Origin of the sequence: Streptomyces sp. NPDC058751, assembly GCF_042746485.1 — a bacterium.
In the GTDB taxonomy this organism is placed as follows: Bacteria; Actinomycetota; Actinomycetes; order Streptomycetales; family Streptomycetaceae; genus Streptomyces.
In genome coordinates this window covers 73589-95309 of record NZ_JBHYPZ010000018.1, presented here as the reverse complement: position 1 = coordinate 95309, position 21721 = coordinate 73589, and the positions used below count along the sequence as shown (strand labels likewise).

Genomic DNA, 21721 nt, shown 5'->3' with positions numbered 1-21721 from the left:
CGACGGGGCCGGGGTTTCGTGGTGTGGAACACTTTTGCAAGCAGGTGCTTGCAAAAGTTAGCGGGATTGGGGCAAGGTGGGGGCATGGCATCGCTCAACGTCGGCAACCTTGGTGAGTACCTGCGGGAACAGCGGCGCACCGCGCAGCTGTCGCTGCGGCAGCTCGCCGACGCCGCCGGGGTGTCCAATCCGTATCTGAGCCAGATCGAGCGCGGGCTGCGCAAGCCGAGCGCGGAGGTGCTCCAGCAGGTCGCCAAGGCCCTGCGGATCTCCGCCGAGACGCTGTACGTGCGAGCCGGCATCCTCGACGCCGAGCGGGACCGCGACGAGGTGGAGACGCGCGCCGTCATCCTCGCCGATCCCACGCTGAACGAGCGGCAGAAGCAGGTGCTGCTCCAGATCTACGAGTCCTTCCGCAAGGAGAACGGATTCGAGATCGCACCGGCGGACGAGACCGGCCACGGCGTCGGGGCGCCCGGAGCCGACGCGCCCGAGGCCCAGGACATACCGGATGCCCAGCCCTCACAGGACACCGCCGTCCGCGGCCCCCGCACGGCCGACGGCAGCGATGCCGGTCCGCAGCAGACCGCAGGCTGACCACATGCGGATCACCGAAACCCTCAGCTGAAAGCGATTACGGGAGGACCATCGTCATGGCCATCACCGACGACATCCGCAAGGCCGCCACGGACCCGACCCCGCTCTACTTCCTCGCCGGCACCGCCGACCTGGCCGTCCAGCAGGCGAAGAAGGTCCCCGGCATCGTGGAGCAGATCCGCACCGAGGCCCCGGGGCGGATCGACACCGTGAAGAACATCGACCCCAACGCCGTCCAGGAGAAGGCCACCGCCCGCGCCAAGGTGGCGCAGGAGAACATCCAGACCAAGGTGACGGAGTTCCTCGGCACCCTCGACGCCGACCTCAAGAAGCTCGGTGAGTCCGCCCAGGACCTCGCCCTGCGCGGTGTCGGCGTCGCCGCCGAGTACGCCGTCAAGGCGCGCGAGACGTACGAGAAGGTCGCCGAGCACGGCGAGCAGACCGTGCGGACCTGGCGCGGCGAGGCCGCCGAGGAGATCGAGGAGTTCGCCATCGCCGTCGAGCCGAACTCCGAGCCGAAGTCGGAGCCGGTCGAGGTCAAGGAAGAGGAGAAGCCGGCCGCGGCCGCCGCCGAGGAGGCCCCCTCCAGGAAGAGCCCGGCGAAGAAGGCCTCGACGCGCAAGCCGGTCGCCAAGAAGACGACTCCGCCCGCGAAGTAGGCGAGCGGGGAGACACGATTCCGCCGTGTGCGGACGGGCCGGGCACTCTCTGAGTTCCCGGCCCGTTCTCCGGGTACGGTGGCCGTAGAGACGACTCGATCCGGGCGGTGGACATTGTGCTGATGACGGCATTCGGCGGTCTGATGTGGCTGATCTACACAGCCATGCTCGTGCTCGCCGTGGTGGCTCTGGGCATGGCCGCGGTCGCCCGCGAGGACGCCTACCGCGCCGCCGACAAGCAGAACAAGATGTTCTGGCTGATCATCCTCGGCATCACCGTGGCGGTGAACCTGCTGGTGCCGATGCTCTTCCTGCAGATCGCGGGCCTCGTCGCCACGATCGTCTTCTTCGTCGACGTCCGCCCGGCGCTGCGCCAGGTCTCCGGCGGCGGCAGGGGCCGCCGCGGCGGCAGCAGCAGCGACGGCCCGTACGGCCCGTACAACGGCGGCAGGTAACACCCCTCCCGGGGCTGGCACGCAAGCCACGGCGCCCCGCACCCGGCGACGCACGTGAGGGGCCGTGCCGGTACATCACATGCCCGTCGCCACCGACGGTCACCTCTGATCCAACGGCGACGGGCGGATGTACCGGCACGGCCCCGACCCACAACGCACCGGCACCGGACGCACAACGCACCGGCACCAAACCCGCGAACGCCAGCGCGAGCGACCCCGCTACGGAGCCCGGTCCAGCAGCAGCACCGCCACGTCGTCCGCCAGCTCCCCGCCGTTGAGTTCGCGCGCCTCGTTCACCGCCGCGCGCAGCAGGTCCTCGCCCTGGAGCCCCTGGGCGAGCTGGCGGCGGACCATGTCCACCATGCCGTCCAGCCCCAGGCGTTCCTTGCCCACGCCGGTGTGGCCCTCGATCAGACCGTCGGTGTAGAGCATCAGACTCCACGCGGCACCCAGTTCCACCTGCATGCGCGGCCAGCGGGCGTTCGGCAGCAGACCGAGCGCGGGACCGTTGTTGTCGTACGGCAGCAGTTCGGCGGGCCGGCCCGGACGGGCGATCAGCGGGGACGGGTGACCGGCCAGGCAGAGCCCGGCGCGGCGCCCGTCCGGCGCGATGTCCACGGTGCACAGCGTCGCGAAGATCTCGTCGTTCTCGCGCTCGTGCTCCAGGACCTGCTGCAGCGTGGACAGCAGCTCGTCACCGCACAGCCCCGCGAACGTCAGGGCGCGCCACGCGATGCGCAGCTCCACACCGAGTGCCGCCTCGTCGGGCCCGTGCCCGCAGACGTCGCCGATCATCGCGTGCACCGTGCCGTCGGCCGTGCGCACGGTGTCGTAGAAGTCGCCGCCGAGCAGCGCGCGGGAGCGGCCCGGGCGGTAGCGCGCGGCGAAGCGCAGCGGGGAGCCCTCCAGCAGCGGGGTCGGCAGCAGGCCGCGTTCCAGGCGGGCGTTCTCCTGGGCGCGGAGCTTGGACTCGGTGAGCCGGCGCTCGGCCTTGTCGGAACGTTTCCGCTCCACCGCGTACCGGATGGCGCGGCTCAGCAGCCGGCTGTCCAGCTCGTCGCGGAAGAGATAGTCCTGGGCGCCTACGCGCACCGCCTCCGTGCCGCGCTCGGCGTCACCGGACGCGGTGAGCGCGAGGACGGCGTGGCCGGGGGCGAGCCGCAGGACGTGCTTGAGCGTCGCCAGTTCGTCGTCGCTCTCCGCGGTCCGGCCCGGCGCGGGCAGCGCGAGGTCGAGCAGGATGCAGTGGACGTCGTCGGTGAGCAGCCGCTCGGCCTCGGTGAGGTTGCGGGCGGTACGGACCCGGACCGGCTTGCCGGCCGCGTCCAGCATCTCGGGCACGCCGAGCGAACCGGCCGGGTCGTCCTCGATGACCAGGAGGGTCAGATGGGTGGCGTTGGGGACAGGGGTCGTGGTGCGGGCTTCCGTCGCGGTTCCGGCGGGGCCGCCGGTGGTTTCGCCGGACGGGCCGTTGGGTGAGAACACGGCTTGAGCCTGACCACTCTCCACGGCCGGGATCGCTCTCTGCCGCGGTACGGGTACGGGCATCGTCTGGGTTCCTTCCCTCCCCCCGAGGGCGTGGTGGGCGAAGGACCTCGACCCACCGACGGGGACCATAGCGCCCGCCGGTGCCGCAGCGGAATGGCGTACGGCGCGGCGCCGGGCAAAGGGCCACCGTCATATGCCGCATCCCGTAACGCACTTGGACAGGACGCGGTTCCACCGGGAATGACGAAGGTCACGTCTCCGGGCCCGGGCGTCCGGGACGACCGTGCGGCAGGTCACGTGCGGTGCGTCACGCGTGCGCCGTCACGCGTGACGGCGCCCCCCGTTCGCGGTGCCGGGCGGGGAGGCGTGTGCCGTCACTCGTGACGGCGGCCCGCCTCGTTCGCGGCGCCGGTGCTCGACGGACCGGCCTGCGCGTCCGGCCGTACGACGCCCAGGATCTGCATCGAACCCGCCCCTGCGATCGTCACCGTGCGCCCGGGGCGCGGGGCGTGCACGATGGCGCCGTCCCCTATGTACATCCCGACGTGGCTGGCGTCGTCGAAGTAGATGATCAGGTCGCCGGGGCGCATGTCCCTGATGTCGACGTGCCTGAGCTGCCGCCACTGCTGCTGAGAGGTGCGGGGGATGGGACGGCCGGCGACCGCCCAGGCCTGGGAGGTGAGCCCCGAGCAGTCGAACGTCTTCGGGCCCTCGGCCCCCCACTCGTACGGCTTGCCGATCTGGTCGGTCGCGTACTTCACGGCCTTCTTGCCCTGCTCGGACGCGTCGCTCTTGATGTCGGCGAGGACGCCGGAGCCCAGCCAGGCCGACTGCGCCTGGTGGGCGGCCTCCTCCTCCAGCTTCGCGAGGCGCTCCTTCTCCTTCTTCTCTAGCTGGGCCTCCAGCTTCTCGGCGGCGGAGATCCGCTGCTTGATCTTCTTCTTGGCCTCGGCCCTGGCCTCGCGGTCGGCTTCCAGCTTCCGCCACTGCGCGGAGGCGTCCTTCGCGTACTGCCGCAGGTCCTGCTGGGTGCGCGCCATCTCGTCCAGCAGTCCCTTGGTGGCGTGCTGGCCCTGCCGCACCCGTCCCGTGCCGTCCAGGAAGTCCTGCGGGTCGTCGCTCAGCCACAGCCGCGCCTCCGGCGGCAGCCCGCCGCCCCGGTACTGGGCGCGGGCCGCGGCGCCCGCGCGGTCCTTCAACGTGTCCAGCCTCGCCTGGCCCTTGACGATCTGCTGGGCCAGTTCGACGATCTCGGTGGACTGCTTCTGGGTCTTCTCCTCGGCCGCGTTGTACGCGTCCGTGGCGACCGCCGCCTCGTGGTAGAGCTTGTCGAGCTTCTTGCGGACCGCCTCGATGTCCTTGTTGCTCACGGGTTTCGGGGTCGCCGCGGGGGTCCTGGTCGGCGTCGGTGCCGGGCTCGCATGGGCCGTCCCTGGCGACGCCAGCACCACACAGGCGCATGCGCAGGCCAGGGCCATGGCCGCTGTGGTCAGGCCCCACTTGCCGGATCCCATTACTTTGCCCCCCACCTGATTTACCATCAGTAACATACGGACGCCTGAGGGATCGTGCCATGTCGGCGCGCATTGCGACAGAGCCGGGCAAGAACTCCCCCCGCCTCGCGCGCGAGGCGGGCAGGAACTCCCTTCCCCGGAGCCCGTGTCGGCATGACGATCTCATCCCCCGGCGTGTGTGACGTGTGACTCACCGAGATCGTTCCCCCCGGGTCACGCGTCGGCCGTCTCCAAGGCACCGCCGAGTCTGCACTTTCGGCCCCTCAGGGCTGCGCTTTCGGTCCACCGGGCCCGCGCTCGGCCTGCCCGGCCCGTTAGGCGCGAGGCGCCAACGCCTCCCAGCGCAACGTGACTTCGCCCTGGCGCCAACGGGTGTTCCCGTCCACGACCGGCCAGTCGGCCCTCAGATCGCGGACCGTGCGTATCCAGCGCTGTCTCGCGCCGTACGCGGCGTACGGGGCGGCGGACGCCCAGGCGCGGTCGAAGTCGCGCAGGAACGCGTGCACGGGCTCGCCCGGCACGTTGCGGTGGATGAGGGCCTTCGGCAGTCGCTCGGCCAGGTCGGACGGGCGGTCCAGGGAGCCGAGCCGGGTGGCGAAGGTGACCGTGCGCGGGCCTTCGGGGCCGAGGGCGACCCAGACGTGCCGACGGCCGATCTCGTCGCAGGTGCCCTCGACGAGCAGTCCGCCGCGGGAGCCGGGGGCGGCGGGCGCGAGCCGTGCGCAGAGCCGCCGCCAGACCTCGGCGACCTGCTCCTCGTCGTACTGGCGCAGCACGTTCGCGGCCCGGATCAGGTGTGGCCGGCCCGGCACCGGCACCTCGAAGCCGCCGTGCCGGAAGTCGAGGCCCTCGCGCTCGTACGGGCGGGCGGCGGCGACCCGCGCCGGTTCGATCTCGATGCCGAAGACGTGGGTGCGGGGAGCGGCGGTGCGCAGGCGGGCCAGCAGCTCGACCGCGGTCCAGGGCGCGGCGCCGTACCCGAGGTCCACGGCCACCGGCTGCGGTGCCCGGCGGAGCTCGGCGCCGTGCGTCGCCGCGATCCAGCGGTCCATGCGGCGCAGGCGGTTGGGGTTCGTCGTCCCGCGCGTCACCGTGCCCACGACGGGGGTGCCGCCGCTCGGGCGAAGCCGAGAGCAGGGAAGGGGCGCTGCGCGGGTTGTCATGCGTACGAGAGTAGGCGGCCCCGGCACGGACCGGGCGCCCCTGTGGACGGCCGACGGCCGCCCCGGCCCGCCTGTGGAAAACCCGGAGACCGACCCGGACGGCTCGGGGATCGTCCCGGACGGGCTCGGGGCCCGGCCGGTCCCCGGGCGGGCGGTGAAGCGGGCGCCGGGAGCAGTGCAGAGAGCGGACGCGGAAGAGCAGACGCCTCCCGCTATCGAACGGTTGAGCGACACCGGGTAATGATTCGGCAAAGGGGAAATGGAGCGGAGACTTCCAGCGTTCCACCTGGTGGAGGGCGTGACACGTCCTCCGACCGGCATGCCCGCAGCAAGGAGGATCGCCACGTGAGCCAGTACATGAGCAGGCTCGGGCGCCGCTCCCCGGCGGCATCCTCGCGGCTCAGGCTGCACCGCAGGCCCCGGCGCGTGGCCATGCTCTCCGTCCACACCTCGCCCCTGCACCAGCCCGGCACGGGCGACGCCGGCGGCATGAACGTGTACATCGTCGAACTCGCCCAGCGGCTCGCCGCGATCAACATCGAGGTCGAGATCTTCACCCGGTCCACGACCGGAGCGCTCCCGCCGGCCGTCGAGCTGGCACCGGGCGTCCTCGTCCGGCACGTCGACGCGGGCCCCTACGAGGGCCTCGCCAAGGAAGACCTCCCCGCCCAGCTCTGCGCCTTCACCCACGGCGTCATGCAGGCCTGGGCCGGTCACCGCCCCGGCTACTACGACCTCGTGCACTCGCACTACTGGCTCTCCGGCCACGTCGGCTGGCTGGCCGCCGAACGCTGGGGCGCGCCCCTGGTGCACGCGATGCACACCATGGCCAAGGTCAAGAACGCGGCGCTCGCCGAGGGCGACACCCCCGAGCCCGCCGCCCGCGTCATCGGCGAGACCCAGATCGTGCGCGCCGCCGACCGCCTCATCGCGAACACCGCCGAGGAGGCCGACGAACTCGTACGCCACTACGGCGCGCACTCCGGCAACGTCGCCGTCGTCCACCCCGGGGTCAACCTCGACCGCTTCCGGCCCGCCGACGGCCGGGCAGCCGCCCGCGCGCGGCTCGGCCTCCCGCAGGACGCCCTGATCCCCCTCTTCGCGGGCCGCATACAGCCCCTCAAGGCCCCCGACGTGCTGCTGCGCGCGATCGCCGTCCTGCTCGACGAGCGGCCCGACCTGCGCGGCCGGATCGTCGTCCCCGTGGTGGGCGGCCCGAGCGGCAGCGGCCTCGCCAAGCCCGAAGGCCTCCAGAAGCTGGCCGCGCGGCTGGGCATCGCCGACGTCGTACGGTTCAGGCCGCCCGTCGGGCAGGACCAGCTCGCGGACTGGTTCCGGGCCGCCTCGGTGCTGGTCATGCCCTCGTACAGCGAGTCGTTCGGGCTGGTCGCCATCGAGGCGCAGGCGGCCGGCACGCCGGTGCTCGCGGCCGAGGTCGGCGGTCTGCCCGTGGCCGTACGCCACCAGGAGACCGGCTTCCTCGTCCAGGGGCACCATCCCGCCGACTACGCGCGCGTGCTGCGCGCGTTCGCCGACGACGAGAGCCTCGTGCCCCGGATGGGCGCCGCCGCGGCACGCCACGCGGAGCGCTTCGGCTGGGACACCGCGGCGGCGGAGACGGCGGAGGTGTACACGGCGGCGGCACAGGACCACCGGCGCCGCATGCGCGCACGCCACGCGTGACGCCGTCCGACCCTCGTCCGACCGGGCGCGTCACCGCCCGAGCGGGTCACGTACGCTCGGGCCATGGCTGACGCAGCGTCGATCATCGAGCGGGTCCTCACCGAGGCCGAGCTGGAGTGGGAGAGCCCCGGCGCGGGCTCGTACGTCGTGAAACTGCCCGGCACCCGCAAGCTCTGGACGACGGTCTCGCTGATCGTCGGCCGGCACTCCCTGTCGCTGAACGCGTTCGTGATCCGCCACCCCGACGAGAACCACGAGGCGGTCCACCGCTGGCTCCTGGAGCGCAATCTCAAGCTCTACGGGGTCGCCTACGCGGTCGACCCCCTCGGAGACGTCTACCTGACCGGCAAGCTGCCGCTCACCGCCGTCACCCCGGAGGAGGTGGACCGGCTCCTCGGATCCGTCCTCGAAGCCGCCGACGGCGCCTTCAACACCCTCCTGGAGCTCGGCTTCGCCTCCGCGATCCGCAAGGAGTACGCCTGGCGGGTGTCCCGCGGCGAGTCGACGCGCAATCTGGACGCGTTCACCAACCTGACGCAGCGCCCCACCGCCTGACCCGGCGGCCGGGCCGCCCCTCTCCCTCCCCGGTGTCACGACCGCGCGTACCGTCCCGGGGTCACCCCCACCAACCTCCGGAAATGACGGGTGAGATGGGACTGGTCGTAGAAGCCGGTCAGGCCGGCCACCTCGCCCGGTGACCGCCCGTCGAGGAGCAGCCGACGGGCTCGGTCCACGCGGCGGGACATCAGGTACTGGTGCGGTGCGATGCCGAACGCGCCGCTGAACGCCCGTACGAGGTGCGCGGGGTGGGCGTGCACGAGCCGCGCGGCCTCGTCGAGCGTGATCCCCTCCACGACCCGCTCGTCGAGGAGTTCGCGCAGCCGACGGGCGAGCGGCCGGTCCGCGTACGGGAGTTCCGGCGCGGACCGGGGGAGGAGCAGCCCGCGCAGCCGGTCCGCGACCAGCGTCAGCCTGCTGTCGGCCTCCAGCTCGTCCCCGGGGCGGGCGAGCGCCGTGTGCACCTGGGCGACCCGGGTCCGCAGGACGGGGTCCGCCAGACCGGGGCCGTCCACCGCGGGTCCGACGAGGTCGTCGGCCAGGCGCGAGTCGTCGAGGTAGAGGACCCGCTTGCGGAAACCGCGCGCGGTGGCGGGAGCGCCGTTGTGCGGTACGTGCGGGGGGAGCAGGGTCACCGTGTCGCGCGGGGTGCCGTGCTCGTGCCGGTCGAGGTCGTAGCGGACGGCGCCGTCGTCGACGATCAGCAGGGTCCAGACCTCGTGCACGTGCATCGGGTACGCGTACTCGGTGTAGTGGGCGTGGAAGACCTCGACGACGCCCGGGACGCTCGGGCGCCACGCGGACATCTCACGCCGGGGGGACACGCAAAGAACGTACAAGACGGTGCCGTACGCCGCTCGGCACTCTTCTCGCATGAGCAACGAGACCGACATGAGCCCGTCCGGCGGGAACGACGCGAGCGGTACGACCGGTACGGGCCTGCCCGGCGGCGTGGTGAGCGGCACGGGCCTTCCGGAGGCTTCCCCCGTTCGCTTCGACACCAAGATCACCGTCGTCCTGCGTGACGACCTGGAGCCCTGGCAGCGGCTCAACGTGACCGCCTTCCTCGTCAGCGGCCTGGGGACGGCCGTCCCCGAGGTGGTCGGGGAGCCGTACGAGGACGCCGACGGGGTCGCCTACCTGCCGATGTTCCGGCAGCCCGTGCTGGTCCTCGAGGCGTCGAAGGAGACGCTGACCGCCGCCCACGGCCGCGCGCTGTCCAGGGCGCTGCCGCGGGCGGTCTTCACCTCCGACCTCTTCGCCACGGGCAACGACCGGGACAACCGCGCGGCCGTACGAGCCGTACCGACCGGCGGACTGGACCTGGTGGGACTCGCGGTGCACGGGCCGCGGAACGCGGTGGACAAGGTGGTGAAGGGGGCGCGGATGCATCCGTGAGGTGGCCCCCGGGGGCGTCGGGCGGGCTCCCGCGGTCCGGGGTTTCCGGACCCCGGGAGCCCGGCTGAGGGTTCCGCCGGCCTGGACCCCTCAGGCCCGGCTCACCTCGGCCTGCGGGGAGTCCCGCACCGGCTCCCGGACCACGGCGTCGCGTACCACCGATTCCCGCGCAGCCTCCGGGACGGACTCCCGGACCTTCCCCGGGACGGACTCCCGGACCTTCCCCGGTACGGGCTCCCGTACCGCGTCCCGTGCCGGCTCCTCCGCCGGGAGCCGTCGCATGAGCAGCCCGTACCCGAGCCCCGCCACCGTGCCGACCACCGCGCACAGGGCCCAGAGCCAGGCGGCGCCGAAGCGGTCGATGACGACGCCGGACATCACCGGGGCGACGAGCGAGGCGAGCGCCCAGGAGAGGGTGTACATGCCCTGGTAGCGGCCGCGCCCGTGCACGGGGGAGAGGCGCACGACGAGACCGGTCTGCGTCGGGGCGTTGACGATCTCGGCGAGGGTCCACACGCAGACGGTGAGCGTGAAGGCCCCGACCGACCCCGCGAAGGCGGTGAGCCCGAACCCGTACCCCGCGAGCAGCGACGAGACCACGAGCAGCGACTTGGGGTCCCGGTGCTCGATGAAACGGCCGACCGGGATCTGGAGCGCGACGATCAGGACGCCGTTGACGGCGATCGCCGTGCCGTAGTCGGCCGGGGTGAACCCGGCCCCGCCCATGGCGACCGGCAGGCCGACGGAGCCCTGCTGGAAGACGAGGGCGACGAGGAACGACAGCCCGACCACGCTCATGAACCGTCCGTCGCGCAGCACCGTCCCGAGCCCGACCGCGGGTTCCGTCTCCTTGGCGGTCGGCACGGGCTTGGACTCCGGGAGCTTCGCGAAGACGACGAGCGCGCAGGCGAGGGTCATGCCGGCCTCGATGAGGAAGCCCGCGAGATAGCTGAACTCGGCGATGAAGCCGGCGCCCATCGAGGAGACGGCGAAACCGAGGTTGATGGCCCAGTAGTTGAGCGAGAAGGCGCGGACGCGGTCCTCCGGGCGGACGATGTCGGCCATCATCGCCTGCACGGCGGGCCGGGAGGCGTTGCTCGCCATGCCGACCAGGAAGGCGACCGAGGCGATGGCCACCGGGTCGTGCATGAAGCCGAGCAGGGCGACCGAGGCGGCCGTCGACACCTGCGCGACGAGCAGCGTGGGCCTGCGGCCGAACCGGTCGGTCATCACTCCGGCGAGGAGCGAGGAGATCACCCCGCCGAGCCCGTGCAGGGACGCGACCAGACCCGCGTACGAGGCGGAGTAGCCGCGGTCGAGCGTCAGGTACAGGGCCATGAAGGTGGCGACGAAGGCGCCGAGCCGGTTGACGAGCGTGCTCGTCCACAGCCACCAGAACTCGCGGGGGAGCCCTGAGACGGTCTCTCGGACGGCACGTCTCATGACGGCGGCTGGCATGGGTCCCCCATGGATGTAAGCGGCTCGGGCGGTGATCACAACTTACGAGTCGCCGGTCCCGGAGAGCCACTCAATTAACAGATGCCGTCAACCGAGGGACGCCGGAGCGGGCGGGGACGGCCGTCCGGGCGCTCCTGTGTCCGACTGATGGCTGAGGGAGCGAGCTGCGGCGGGGTTCGATTACGCTCGGAGTCATGGCCGACGCACCGTACAAGCTGATCCTCCTCCGCCACGGCGAGAGCGAATGGAACGCGAAGAACCTGTTCACCGGATGGGTGGACGTCAACCTCAACGAGAAGGGCGAGAAGGAGGCAGTCCGCGGCGGTGAGCTGCTGAAGGACGCCGGCCTGCTGCCCGACGTCGTCCACACCTCGCTCCAGAAGCGCGCGATCCGCACCGCGCAGCTCGCGCTCGAGGCCGCGGACCGCCACTGGATCCCGGTCCACCGCAGCTGGCGCCTGAACGAGCGTCACTACGGCGCCCTCCAGGGCAAGGACAAGGCCCAGACGCTCGCCGAGTTCGGCGAGGAGCAGTTCATGCTGTGGCGCCGCTCGTACGACACCCCGCCGCCGCCGCTGGACCGCGACTCCGAGTACTCCCAGTTCGACGACGCGCGCTACGCGGCCCTGCCGCCGGAGCTGCGCCCGCAGACGGAGTGCCTGAAGGACGTCGTCGTCCGCATGCTCCCGTACTGGTTCGACGGCATCGTCCCGGACCTGCTGACCGGCCGTACGGTCCTGGTCGCGGCCCACGGCAACTCGCTGCGCGCCCTGGTCAAGCACCTCGACGGCATCTCCGACGCCGACATCGCGGGCCTGAACATCCCCACCGGCATCCCCCTCTCCTACGAGCTGGACGCCGACTTCAAGCCCCTCAACCCGGGCGGCACCTACCTCGACCCGGACGCGGCGGCGGCCGCGATCGAGGCGGTCAAGAACCAGGGCAAGAAGAAGTAACACGAACTGATCGAGCCCCCTGCCCGCGGTTTCTTCGCGGGCAGGGGGCTTGTCGCTGGGTTGGGGCCGTCTCCGGGAGAGGGGGACCGTCACTAGGGTGCCCGTATGACGGAGACGGAGAGAGCCGGGCGGGCGGCTGGGTGAACTGGGCGATGTGCACGGCTTCCTGGAGGAAGTGCGACTGCGTCCGGGCATGTGGGTACGCCGTAGCTCCTTGCGGCATCTGGAGTCCATCCTGCTCGGCTACCGGGTCGCCTTGGGCATCCACGGCATCGAAGAGCCCTTCGACTTCTGGAGCCCCGGAAGCCGGGGCGCTTTCGAGGAGTGGCTGTGGAGCCGGCCCGGCATGCCCGACGCGAGCGCTTTGGGCTGGGCGGCGGAGATCGAGCGAGCGGCCGAGCAGGCCGACAGGCCGGCCATGGAGATGTTCTTCGAGCTCTGGGACCAGTTCCGCGCCACGCACCACTGACGGGGCTGTCCGCATCTCCCGCCCCCGCTCGGGGCGTCCTCGGAACCGCTCGGCTTGATCCCCGGCCGACCCCGGCTCGCCGAAGGCCCGTCGCTCATACGGCCGGCTCGGCAACGGCAGCACCGAATCCCGCTACGACGCCGTGAAGATCCTCAAGGAGGGCTCGGCCGTCAAGGACGTGGTGGTCTCCCTGGGCGGCAACACCACCTACGCCTACTGAAAGACCCGCACCGCGAACGAGCGCCCAGGGGCCTTCCCCTGGCCGCTCGGGTGCTCGGCCCGGCCTGCGCGGCCTACGCCACCGGGCATCGGCCGGGCCGCTGATCCGCCGGGCCGAGAGCGGAGGGCCGGCGGTCGAGGTGACGCGATGTCACGGCTGTCCGCCGAGCCCGAGCTTTTTCACCCCGAGCGGAGAGAAGACCATATGGGCGGCCCAGCCGTGGTGGACGAGAGCGATCTGGGACGGCACCGGCGTCAGCGGATGGACGGCCCTGCCCCGCGACCAGTTCGCGAGCAGGCCCTCGGTGGTGTCGACCGCGGAGACGACCATCGTCACCCGGAGCTTCCCGTCGCCCCACGTGTTCCACAGGGCCCACCCCTCGGGCCGGGCCTCGACCCCGAGACGGGCGCACGCCTCCTCATAGGTCTCCTCCATGCCGTCCGGCATCGCCCCGGGACGCAGGATCACCACGCCCGCGAGCCTCAGCTCGGGGCGATCCGCCTCGTCGTCGAGGCAGCCGTCCCCGGGGAAGTGGTAGTGGCGAAGCTCCCGGGCCAGCGCGTTCACCGCCCGCCGCAGGGGCGTCGCGTCGTCCGCTTCGGGTTGGTACGAGAGCCAGCCCTCGGCCGAGGCGGCGCCCACGACCACGCCGGCGAGCCGTTCCATTTCTCGCAGGTGGTCGAGTTCGGAGAGTTCAGGTCGCGTCACGGCGGCCAGTCTCACAGTGGCGCACGGCCGGGGCATCCCGGTTTCCACGCGCCTCGGACAGGAGACCGGGCCCTCGTCGGCCGACCCTTCCCGGACGCTCCCGCCGTGAGCGGACATATCTTCAAACTCCACGAAACGTAACTTTTTGTACGGGATTCGGTGCGCTGAGTAACTATTCTTCCCAGTGCAAAGACATGCCAAAGGCATATTTCAGGAGGATTCGTGGCAAGGTTCCGTACGCGTCTGACCCTGCTCGGCTCGGCCGCGGCCCTCACCGCCGGCGCCCTCGCTCCCGCACAACTCGTCGGGGCGCAGCCCGCCGCCGCGGCGGACTACGACTGGGTCGCGCTGGGCGACTCCTACACCGCCGGGGTCATCCAGGCCGCCGGAGACGTCTTCGAATTCCCCCGGAACGGCTGCGAGCGCACCGACCGGTCCTACCCCCAGGTCATCGACCGCGACCTCGGCTCGTTCTTCGAGCTGACCAACGTCAGCTGCGGCGCCGCCACGATCAAGGACGTCACCTCCAACGCGCAGGTGCCGACCGGCCGTGGCGTGCCGGGCAACCCCGACCCGGAGTCCCCCTTCGCCCCGGTGCCTCCGCAGTCCGACGCGGTCAAGTCCGGCACCGACGTGATCACCGTCGGCGTGGGCGGTAACACCCTCGGCTTCGGCGATCTCCTCTTCAAGTGCGTGGAACTGGGCCAGGGCAGCGGCGGCGTGGGCACGCCGTGCAAGGACGAACTGGCCGCCTCCATCCCCGCCAGGCTGACCAAGGTCGGCACCGAGTACGACGAGATGCTCGCCAAGCTCCACGAGAAGGGCCCGCACGCCAAGATCCTGGCGGTCGGCTACCCCACGATCATCCCCGAGGACACCTCCAAGTGCCGGTACAACGACATCCACCAGTTCCTCTCGATCACCTCCGGTGACCTGGACTGGCTGCGCCAGGACGTCCTGGAACCCCTCAACAAGACCATCGAGAAGTCGGCCGGCACCCAGGACTCCGCCAGCTTCGTCAACCTCTACGACTCCACCGAGAACCACAGCGTCTGCGACGCCGGCAAGTGGGTCGAGGGCATCCTCGACAGCGACAACAAGCTGACCCTCGTGCACCCCAACGCCAAGGGCCACCTCAACGCCGCCGACCACGTCACCTCGGAGATGCTGAACGCCATCGCCCCGAAGGGCTGACCCGCGCGCGGTACCTCGCCGTCGGTCCCGCAACGCGCTGCCGCGAGGCCGGTGTCCGCGGATCACGGCGGCAGCCCCCGGCGCACTCCAGTGGCCGGGGGCTGCCGCGGTCGACGGTTCCGGCTCAGTGACCGGCCGCGTGGGCGTCGCGGCGGCGTCGGCGGGCGGCCGCGGTGTAGGTCGTCAGGCCGCCCAGCACCAGTGCGAGGCTGGCCGCGATGATGAGGCTGGTCGTCGACGACGTACCGGTGGCCGCGAGGGAGGCGGTTCCGGCGACGATTCCGGTGCCGGTGCCGTTCAGGTAGTTCATGAGGTTCTTCCTCTCGGCGACCTGTCGGTCGCGTGGGTGGGGTGGGGCGTGTGATTCGGGTGGTGAGGGCGTGCGGACGCGGACGCGGCCGCACACCGGTCACTTCCCGGCGGCGCGGCCGTGCGCCGGTCACTTCCAGGCGGAGACACCGGTGGCGTACGACTTCAGCACCGAGGTGACGAACCAGTACGCGCGAACGGTGGCGAAGACCAGGCCGGGCAGCATCAGGACGTCGACCAGGACGCCCTTCCAGCCGAGGTGGCGGGTGCGGAAGGCGGCGTACGCGGCCCAGAAGGCGACCAGGCACAGCCAGATCGGATCCAGCACGAAGCCGCTGCTCGCGATCACGCCGGTCCAGGTGGCCAGCCAGGCCAGGGTGTAGAGGAATCCGGCGAAGCCGAACACCATGCTGGTGATGGAGAACCAGGTGTGCTTCGTCCAGCCGCGGCGGCGCAGGGTGTCGACCGTGCCGCGCCCCCAGCGCTCGCGCTGGCCGATCAGCTCCCGCAGGGTGGGCATGAGGTCGGTGTAGGCGATGCAGTGCTGGTTGGCCGTGACCTTCCAGCCCGCTTCCTTCAGGGCGAGGGTCGTCTCGTAGTCCTCCACGAGGTTGGCGTGGTCCTCCCAGAACACCTCGCCGCGCCAGCGCAGGATGCTCAGCAGCGCCTCGGTGCGGTAGAAGGAACCGGCGCCCGACATGCTGTGGATGCCGATGCGGTAGCGGCCCCGCGCGTAGCGGCCGTACTCCATGATCTGCATGCCCAGCAGGTAGCGCTGCCAGAGGTTCTTCCACAGGCCGGTACGGCCGAGGCAGGTCGCGCTGAGGCCGCCCACGCGCCGGTCGGAGGCCATGACGTTGCGAGCCCGCTCCAGGAACTTCGGGTGCAGACTGGTGTCGGCGTCCATGACCAGCAGGTACTTCGCGGCGGATGCGAGGCCGCCGGACGAGCGGTTCAGCCAGGCGATGCCGTGGTTGAGGGCACCGGCCTTCTTGTGCGGGTTGTCCGGCAGATTGAAGACGACGGTGCGCGGCACGCCCGTGCGGTCGGCGAACTCGCGGGCGAACTCCTCGGTGCGGTCGGAGGAGTTGTTGACCACCACCACGATCAGGTCGGGCGGAGTGGTCTGCGCGGCCAGTGATTCCAGCGCCAGCAGAACGCCGGCCTCTTCGTTGCGGGCGGGAAGGATCACGGCGGTCTCCAGCACGGAGGCCGCCGCCCGTGTCACCAGCCGTCGTCTGTGGTGACCGTGCCCGCGCCGACCTTTGTTCCCCTGGTCGGGCCGGCCGCGATCGCGGCTCTCGTCAGGCGACAAAGACCTCGCGTCGGGTGGCAAAGGTCCTGACGGCGCTCGCGCCGCTGTGTCCAGGCGCCCAGCGGCAGCCATGTGGTCGGTCATGATGTGCTGTTGCCCCCAGGCGGCATGCTGCCGCTTCTTTCCTCGACGGCGGTCGAGCCGTCTCTTGTCCACTGGTTGCCCGATGCCGTTTCCCCCGGCGCGAAGCAGACGCCACCGCTGCGACGAGCGGGGTCATAGAAGGCCATTGTCGAGGCACGGGTTACGGCCCCGGAAGGGTGATGAAGGGGCGCGCGGGTGCCTTGTGGCGGGTTGTGGGGCGCGAGGGGGTTTGGGTGGCGAGTGCGGGGCGCGCGCTTTCCGTGCGCACTCCTGGGAAGTGGAGGGGGCGGTGGAGGGTCGGGAATCCGCCGAGTGGAGGGGGCTGGTCGGATTCTGTGGTCTTTGCTGGCTTTACCGTATTTGGCGGGTTTTTGTGTGGGGTATTCGAAAAGGGGGCGAGGGCTGTCTCGCGGTTGGCACTGTCGGGGCGTGACTTCGACAACCCTCGTTTCTTTCCTCGGTGTTGTGCTCGGCGGCCTCGTGTCGACAGCGGCCCAGTACTCGCTGGGGCGCGCCTCGGAGCGGGCCGAGGTGCGGCGGAGCGCCCGGGAACGCGCCGAGTCGCGGCGCAACGAACGCGTCGCCCACCTCATCGACTTCCTCTCCGCGGTGCAGGAGGCCGAGCGGGTCGCCGTGGACCGCCATCACCACGATCTCGCCGACGAGGAGTGGCAGGCGCGGGCGAAGCAGTCCATCGACCGGATGTGGGTCGCGCAGAAGACGATCCACATGCTGTGCGCGTCGGAGGTGAACGACGCGGCGCGTGATCTGGCGTACGACGTCCAGGACGTGATCAGGAAGGGTCCCACCGATCCGGGGGAGCCGCGGGACGAGAGGGTCTGGGCGTACATCCGGCCCAGCCGAAGGGCGTTCCTGGACGTCGTGCGCGAGCAGTTGGAGTAGGGCGGGACCGGACGCCGGTCGGCCCGGGGCTATCCGTTCGCTTCGGGGGAGCGGGCCGGTACGACGGTGCGGAGCCAGTCGGCGAGCGCGGAGAAGTCGTCCTCGGTCAGGCCCTTGGACGGGTCGACGCGGTGCAGCAGCGAGGGGCCCTCGTACTGCGCGGCGACCCACAGGCGGTCCACGGCGCCGATCTCGTCGTCGACCCAGATGAACGGACGGCCGCCGGCCCGTTCGACGAGGGCGGGGGTCTTCCAGTGCAGGCCCCGCGGCCCCGCTTCGGCGCTCTCGGGCCACTCCACCACAGGTAGCGGGGGCAGTCCGATCAGCGGGCCGACGGATTCGTTCGCCTCCGCCATCCACGTCGTGGCCCACACCAGATCGCACCCCAGTGCCGTCAGGGACGGGCCCACGGCCGGGTCGAGCCGTCCCAGCAGCGGGTTTCCCCGGCCGGGTGACGGTTCGCCGCGGTCCGGTCCGGGGCCGGAGACCTCGTGGCGGGCGGACGAAGGACCGAACGGGATGAGGGGTCCGTCGACGTCGAGGAAGAGGATCGGGCGGTCCACCGTGTTCCATGGGGGGAGAGGAGAGGGTTCTGGGCGGGCGTTCCCTGGGTTGGATGCCGGGGGCGGGTGCCTCCCGGCATCCAGTCAACCGGTGGGGTGGGTCGCGGTCAATCCGTCGTCGCGTCGCTCAGCAGCTCAGCAGTACAGCGGCTCAACCGCTTCGACCCGTCAATCGGTCAGGCGCAGGGCGGTTCGTGCGGCCGGGCCGTGCCAGCCCGCCTCGGTCCGCCACACGACGTGCACGCCGAAGGCCTCCCGGATCGCGTCGGGAGCCCAGTCCTCCATAGGCGGCTCGGACAGGACCAGGTACCGGGCGTCCGCGGTGCGCGTTTCCACCCGGTCGAGCTCCATGAGGCGGGCGGCCCCGGCGCGCAACTGCGGGTAGTGGCAACGGTCGGCGCCGAGCACCTCGTAGCGGACGAAGCCGTCCGGGCCCTCCAGCGTCGCGTCGGAGACCCGGGAGTCCGAGGGCCGTAGTCCCGCCCGCAGGAGCGCGGCCTTCAGTTCGTAGCGCACGGCCTCGTGCGTGTTGCAGTCCCGGTCGGCCTGGGCCTCGACGTCCACCCGTCGCGCGAGTGCCTCGCTCCACGCCGTCCGTTCCTCGGACGGGGCGGTGACGGGCTCGGTTTCCAGGAGAGCGGCAGTGTCCATGGGGTCGGTGTCCTTCTGTTCGAGTGTTCCGCGTGGCTCGGCGGGTGGGGGCGTGATCGTCACGAGGGGTGCCGCTTCCGTCGGCGTCCCGGTCTCGGCCGGCGTCCCGGTCTCCGTCCCGGTCTCCGTCCGAGGGCCGGGCTCGGGTGGTGTTCCCGTTTCCGGGCCGGTGTGGATCCGGTGGTGGAGTTCGTCGCGGGCCCGGTCGAGAGCGTCGGCCCAGTGACGGAACGCCGGGTCGTCCGCGAGGGCGGCCCGCAGGCCGGGAGCGTCCGAGCCGATCGCCTGCCGGGTGCGCCGGGCGAGGTCCGCCAGGTCGTTCAGCCGGTCGCGGTCGGCGGACCCCAGCAGACGCCAGACGCCCAGCCAGTCGACCCGGTCGCGCCTCAGACAGCGGGTGGCCATGCCCTTCAGCTCGGAGAGCAGGGCCGCCGTCTCCGGCGGGGCCGCACCGTCGCCGTGCGCGATGTCCCGCAGGACGCCGAGCGCGGCCTCGTAACGGGGGGCCATCCGGGAGGAGATGGGCCGACGGCCGAAGTCGCCGGCCGACACCAGGCTCAGCTGGCCTTCGTTCCGGGTCACCCAGCCGTCCAGCCGGGAGCCCGTGGCCGGGGTGGGTTCGCCGTGGCGCGGTACGAGGAGGACGGTCCGCTCGGTGGCGGGTGCGAGGACCTTCACCTTCAGGTGGGAACCCGGTCCGGGGCCGAGCACCCGTACCTCCACGGGGGTGCCGACCGGCAGGTCGTCACCGACGGAACCGAAGGAACCGAAGGAACCGAAGGAACCGAAGGAACCGGTGGAGCCGGTGGAGCCGTCCCCGGTGGACCCGACCGGGGCACCGGCGCGGGTGGGGTGCCCGCCAGTCTCCGCACCACGCTCCGACGGTGTCACCACGGTTGCCAGGTAGGCGTACGCGGACGTGGTGTCACCGCCCGTGTCGTCCGCCGGAGTGCCGAGTTCGGGCGGCAGCGGTGTCGTGTGCAGGACCGTCAGCGTCTGGGTGCTGCGGGACAGGGCGACGTACAACTGGCGCAGCCCCGCCGGACCCCGCTCGGCGACGGCCGTCGGCTCCAGCACCAGGACGTGGTCGAACTCCATGCCCTTGGCCTGGGCGGCGGGCAGCACGGACACGGTCCGCGAGGTCTCCTCGGTCATGCCGTCCATGAGGTCGACGCGTCGGCGGACCTCCGCCGTCCAGTCGGAGTCGTCGGGGACGATGACGGCGATCGACCGCGGGGTGCGGCCGTCGTGCGTGCCCGCGAGGAGCGCCGTACGGGCCGCCGCGTCGTCCAGCAGTTCCCAGGGGGTCGTGGGGACGAGCCGTACGGCCCCGTCGTCGCCCTGTCGTACGGCCGTCGGGTAGGGCAGGGAGGGGGCGATGGCCCGGGCCAGCGGCGCCACGAACTCCATGATCTCCGCGGGGACGCGGTAGCTGGTGTTCAGCTCGGCCACGCGCCACTCCCCCTGGCCGGACAGGATTCCGCCCAGCCGTTTCCAACTGGTGTAGGAATGCGGTCCGGTGGCCTGGGCCAGGTCGCCGAGCACGGTCATCGAGCCGGTCGGACACCGTCTGCGCAGGGACCTCGCCTGCATCGGGGTGAGGTCCTGTGCCTCGTCGACCACGATGTGCCGGTACCGCCGCGGGCTCTCGCCCGCTATGAGGAAGCGCAGCTCCTCCAGGCACACCAAGTCGTCCTGTGTCCAAGGCTCTTCGGCGGCGCTGTCGGACTTCTGCCGTTGCAGACAGGCCTGTTCCGCCTCGTCGAGGATCCCGTCGGCGCATTCGCGCAGCCTGGCGGGGGAATTGAGCAGTCCGCGCAGTGCCTCCTCGGGGCTCAGCGCGGGCCAGACGCGCTCCACGAGCGTGGTGACCTGCCGGTTGCGCTCCAGGTCGCGGCGCACGGTCGCGTCCCTGCCCCGGGACGGGGCGACGCGTACGAGTTCGCCCAGCAGCCGGTCCACCAGCAGGGTGCGGAACCGGTCCCTGCGCGTCCGGTAGTGCTCGGTTCCCTCGCGGGTGTCCCGGAGGAGAGCGAGCACCTCCGAGCGCGGCAGACGCAGGGACGTGCCGCCCACGACCACGACGAAGGCCGGTTCGTCCTGGGCGTGGGAGGGCGCGGAGACGACGGTGTCGAGGGCTTCGGGCCGGCACTCGCCCTCCACGCGCCTGCGCAGTACGGCCGCCATCCGCTCGTCGGACTTCACCAGCCGCGCGGCGGCGGAGTCCGCGCCCCGGACCTCCCCCTCCCAGAGGCGGGCGAGCTGCACGGCGGTGACGTTGCGGGTGCCGAGGGTCGGCAGTACGCGCCCCACGTACTGCAGGAAGTTCTGGTGCGGGCCCACGACCAGGATGTCCTGGGCGCGGAAGTGGTCGTTGTTGACCAGCCAGGTCACCCGGTGCAGGCCGACCGCGGACTTTCCGGTGCCGGGTCCGCCCTGGACGACGAGGATGTCCGCGGGGGAGCCGGTGACCAGCGCCATCTGGTCACGCCTGATCGTCTCGACGATGTCGCGCATCCGGCCGCTGCGGGACCGGCGCAGCTCACGCAGGAGGAGCTCGTCGACCGTCTGCGGCTTCTGACGGCGCCTGCCCGTGGGCCGACGGGGCGAGGGGATCGCGGGCGGCCTTGCGTGGCGGCCTCCGGCGGGCGGTTCCAGGAGGTCCGGGGCTTCGGGCGCGGCGGGGTCGGCCGTGGGATCCGGCGGCGAGGCGGCCCCCGGCGGGTGCGCGTACGGGTCCGGGACTGGAGTGATCTCGTCCAGGAAGTCCTCGACCAGGCGCCCGGCGCAGCGTAACCGGCGCCTCAGGAGCACGTCGCCCGGTGTCTCCGGCAGGGCGTTGTGCCAGCTCACGGCGATCGGGTTCGTCCAGGAGACCACCACCTGGTCGCGGGTCTCGGTGTCGAAGACGTGGCGCCGTCCGACGTAGAACGTCTCCGGCTCGGCGTCGCCCGCCTCCTGGACGTCGACACGGCTGATGACCAGGGCCTCGCCCCCGAGACCGCCGTACTCCTCCGCCGCGCTCTCCGCCTTCTCGCGGACCGCGATGCCGTCCTTGCCGCTCGCGGAGGCCGTGGCCGCCGACGGCGACGTCATCTCCGCGAGCCGGGCCTCGTAGCAGTCGTAGGCGCGGTCCACGGCCTTCTGTTCGACGGCGATGACCGCGTCCCGCGATGGTGTCGTGCTCACGTGTGTCCCCTCCTGACGGCGTCCTTCGCGCCGCCGCGGGACAGGCCCTAGGGCCCGCCTCCCCTGTCCCAGAGGTAGCAGAGTTCGCCGGTCGGACCACGGTCAATCAAACAACGGCACCATAATCGAGCGTATAGCCGCCTAAATCGAACACATCTGGTCCATGGGGATCCCGTCCGAGCCCGTC

The 21721-nt window shown here is 71.7% G+C and carries 20 protein-coding genes; 10 read left to right on the top strand and 10 right to left on the bottom strand.

Annotation, left to right across the window (positions count from 1 at the left end):
* The first annotated feature begins 84 nt into the window (after positions 1–84).
* The 3 genes from ACFW6B_RS18590 (at position 85) to ACFW6B_RS18580 (ending at position 1711) form a co-directional block, all read left to right on the top strand.
* Positions 85–597 carry a helix-turn-helix domain-containing protein gene (locus ACFW6B_RS18590; protein ID WP_386597288.1) on the top strand — a complete coding sequence of 171 codons (513 nt, stop codon included), beginning with the start codon at positions 85–87 and terminating at the stop codon, positions 595–597.
* A 56-nt stretch (positions 598–653) separates the two neighbouring features.
* Complete coding sequence (locus ACFW6B_RS18585) at positions 654–1256, top strand: hypothetical protein (RefSeq protein WP_386597286.1); 603 nt, start codon at positions 654–656, stop codon at positions 1254–1256.
* A 116-nt stretch (positions 1257–1372) separates the two neighbouring features.
* Positions 1373–1711, top strand: a complete 339-nt coding sequence (locus ACFW6B_RS18580; RefSeq protein ID WP_386597408.1) for a DUF2516 family protein — start codon at positions 1373–1375, stop codon at positions 1709–1711.
* Positions 1712–1930: 219 nt separating this feature from the next.
* Here the strand turns inward: ACFW6B_RS18580 and ACFW6B_RS18575 are convergent, their stop codons facing one another.
* From ACFW6B_RS18575 to ACFW6B_RS18565, 3 genes are all read right to left on the bottom strand, one after another.
* The gene (locus ACFW6B_RS18575) at positions 1931–3259 is read right to left on the bottom strand and encodes a PP2C family protein-serine/threonine phosphatase (protein ID WP_386597284.1); all 1329 of its coding nucleotides are present in this window, start codon (positions 3257–3259) and stop codon (positions 1931–1933) included.
* A 314-nt stretch (positions 3260–3573) separates the two neighbouring features.
* Positions 3574–4713: an NlpC/P60 family protein gene (locus tag ACFW6B_RS18570; protein WP_386597406.1), complete on the bottom strand. Its 1140-nt coding sequence runs from the start codon at positions 4711–4713 to the stop codon at positions 3574–3576.
* Positions 4714–5027: 314 nt separating this feature from the next.
* A complete protein-coding gene (locus ACFW6B_RS18565) occupies positions 5028–5876 on the bottom strand; it encodes a class I SAM-dependent methyltransferase (protein ID WP_386597282.1) in 849 nt (282 codons plus the stop codon).
* Between the two features lie 345 nt (positions 5877–6221).
* Between ACFW6B_RS18565 and mshA the strand changes: the two genes are divergently transcribed.
* Positions 6222–7559, top strand: a complete 1338-nt coding sequence (mshA, locus tag ACFW6B_RS18560; protein ID WP_386597280.1) for a D-inositol-3-phosphate glycosyltransferase — start codon at positions 6222–6224, stop codon at positions 7557–7559.
* Between the two features lie 63 nt (positions 7560–7622).
* A complete protein-coding gene (locus ACFW6B_RS18555; protein WP_386597278.1) occupies positions 7623–8114 on the top strand; it encodes a YbjN domain-containing protein in 492 nt (163 codons plus the stop codon).
* A 35-nt stretch (positions 8115–8149) separates the two neighbouring features.
* Here the strand turns inward: ACFW6B_RS18555 and ACFW6B_RS18550 are convergent, their stop codons facing one another.
* Positions 8150–8923: an AraC family transcriptional regulator gene (locus ACFW6B_RS18550; protein ID WP_386597404.1), complete on the bottom strand. Its 774-nt coding sequence runs from the start codon at positions 8921–8923 to the stop codon at positions 8150–8152.
* A gap of 67 nt (positions 8924–8990) precedes the next feature.
* Between ACFW6B_RS18550 and ACFW6B_RS18545 the strand changes: the two genes are divergently transcribed.
* Positions 8991–9515 carry a DUF2000 family protein gene (locus ACFW6B_RS18545; RefSeq protein ID WP_386597275.1) on the top strand — a complete coding sequence of 175 codons (525 nt, stop codon included), beginning with the start codon at positions 8991–8993 and terminating at the stop codon, positions 9513–9515.
* Positions 9516–9605: 90 nt separating this feature from the next.
* Here the strand turns inward: ACFW6B_RS18545 and ACFW6B_RS18540 are convergent, their stop codons facing one another.
* A complete protein-coding gene (locus ACFW6B_RS18540; RefSeq protein WP_386597273.1) occupies positions 9606–10973 on the bottom strand; it encodes an MDR family MFS transporter in 1368 nt (455 codons plus the stop codon).
* A gap of 194 nt (positions 10974–11167) precedes the next feature.
* On the opposite strand from ACFW6B_RS18540, the gene ACFW6B_RS18535 reads away from it, so the two are divergent.
* Positions 11168–11929: a phosphoglyceromutase gene (locus ACFW6B_RS18535; RefSeq protein WP_386597271.1), complete on the top strand. Its 762-nt coding sequence runs from the start codon at positions 11168–11170 to the stop codon at positions 11927–11929.
* Positions 11930–12083: 154 nt separating this feature from the next.
* Positions 12084–12398 carry a hypothetical protein gene (locus ACFW6B_RS18530; RefSeq protein ID WP_386597269.1) on the top strand — a complete coding sequence of 105 codons (315 nt, stop codon included), beginning with the start codon at positions 12084–12086 and terminating at the stop codon, positions 12396–12398.
* A 370-nt stretch (positions 12399–12768) separates the two neighbouring features.
* On the opposite strand, the gene ACFW6B_RS18525 is transcribed toward ACFW6B_RS18530, so the two are convergent.
* Positions 12769–13326 carry a hypothetical protein gene (locus tag ACFW6B_RS18525; RefSeq protein ID WP_386597267.1) on the bottom strand — a complete coding sequence of 186 codons (558 nt, stop codon included), beginning with the start codon at positions 13324–13326 and terminating at the stop codon, positions 12769–12771.
* A 222-nt stretch (positions 13327–13548) separates the two neighbouring features.
* Between ACFW6B_RS18525 and ACFW6B_RS18520 the strand changes: the two genes are divergently transcribed.
* Complete coding sequence (locus tag ACFW6B_RS18520; RefSeq protein ID WP_386597265.1) at positions 13549–14520, top strand: SGNH/GDSL hydrolase family protein; 972 nt, start codon at positions 13549–13551, stop codon at positions 14518–14520.
* Between the two features lie 124 nt (positions 14521–14644).
* Here the strand turns inward: ACFW6B_RS18520 and ACFW6B_RS18515 are convergent, their stop codons facing one another.
* Together ACFW6B_RS18515 and ACFW6B_RS18510 are read right to left on the bottom strand one after the other, a co-directional pair.
* Entirely contained in the window at positions 14645–14830 is a 186-nt protein-coding gene (locus ACFW6B_RS18515; RefSeq protein ID WP_386597263.1) for a hypothetical protein, read from the bottom strand.
* A 129-nt stretch (positions 14831–14959) separates the two neighbouring features.
* Complete coding sequence (locus ACFW6B_RS18510) at positions 14960–16057, bottom strand: glycosyltransferase (protein ID WP_386597261.1); 1098 nt, start codon at positions 16055–16057, stop codon at positions 14960–14962.
* 600 nt (positions 16058–16657) lie between these two features.
* On the opposite strand from ACFW6B_RS18510, the gene ACFW6B_RS18505 reads away from it, so the two are divergent.
* Positions 16658–17131 carry a hypothetical protein gene (locus ACFW6B_RS18505; protein WP_386597258.1) on the top strand — a complete coding sequence of 158 codons (474 nt, stop codon included), beginning with the start codon at positions 16658–16660 and terminating at the stop codon, positions 17129–17131.
* A gap of 29 nt (positions 17132–17160) precedes the next feature.
* Here the strand turns inward: ACFW6B_RS18505 and ACFW6B_RS18500 are convergent, their stop codons facing one another.
* Both ACFW6B_RS18500 and ACFW6B_RS18495 read right to left on the bottom strand, forming a co-directional pair.
* A complete protein-coding gene (locus ACFW6B_RS18500) occupies positions 17161–17694 on the bottom strand; it encodes a hypothetical protein (RefSeq protein ID WP_386597256.1) in 534 nt (177 codons plus the stop codon).
* Between the two features lie 168 nt (positions 17695–17862).
* On the bottom strand, positions 17863–21534 hold the full coding sequence (locus ACFW6B_RS18495; protein WP_386597254.1) for an AAA family ATPase: 3672 nt from the start codon (positions 21532–21534) through the stop codon (positions 17863–17865).
* Positions 21535–21721 lie beyond the last annotated feature (187 nt).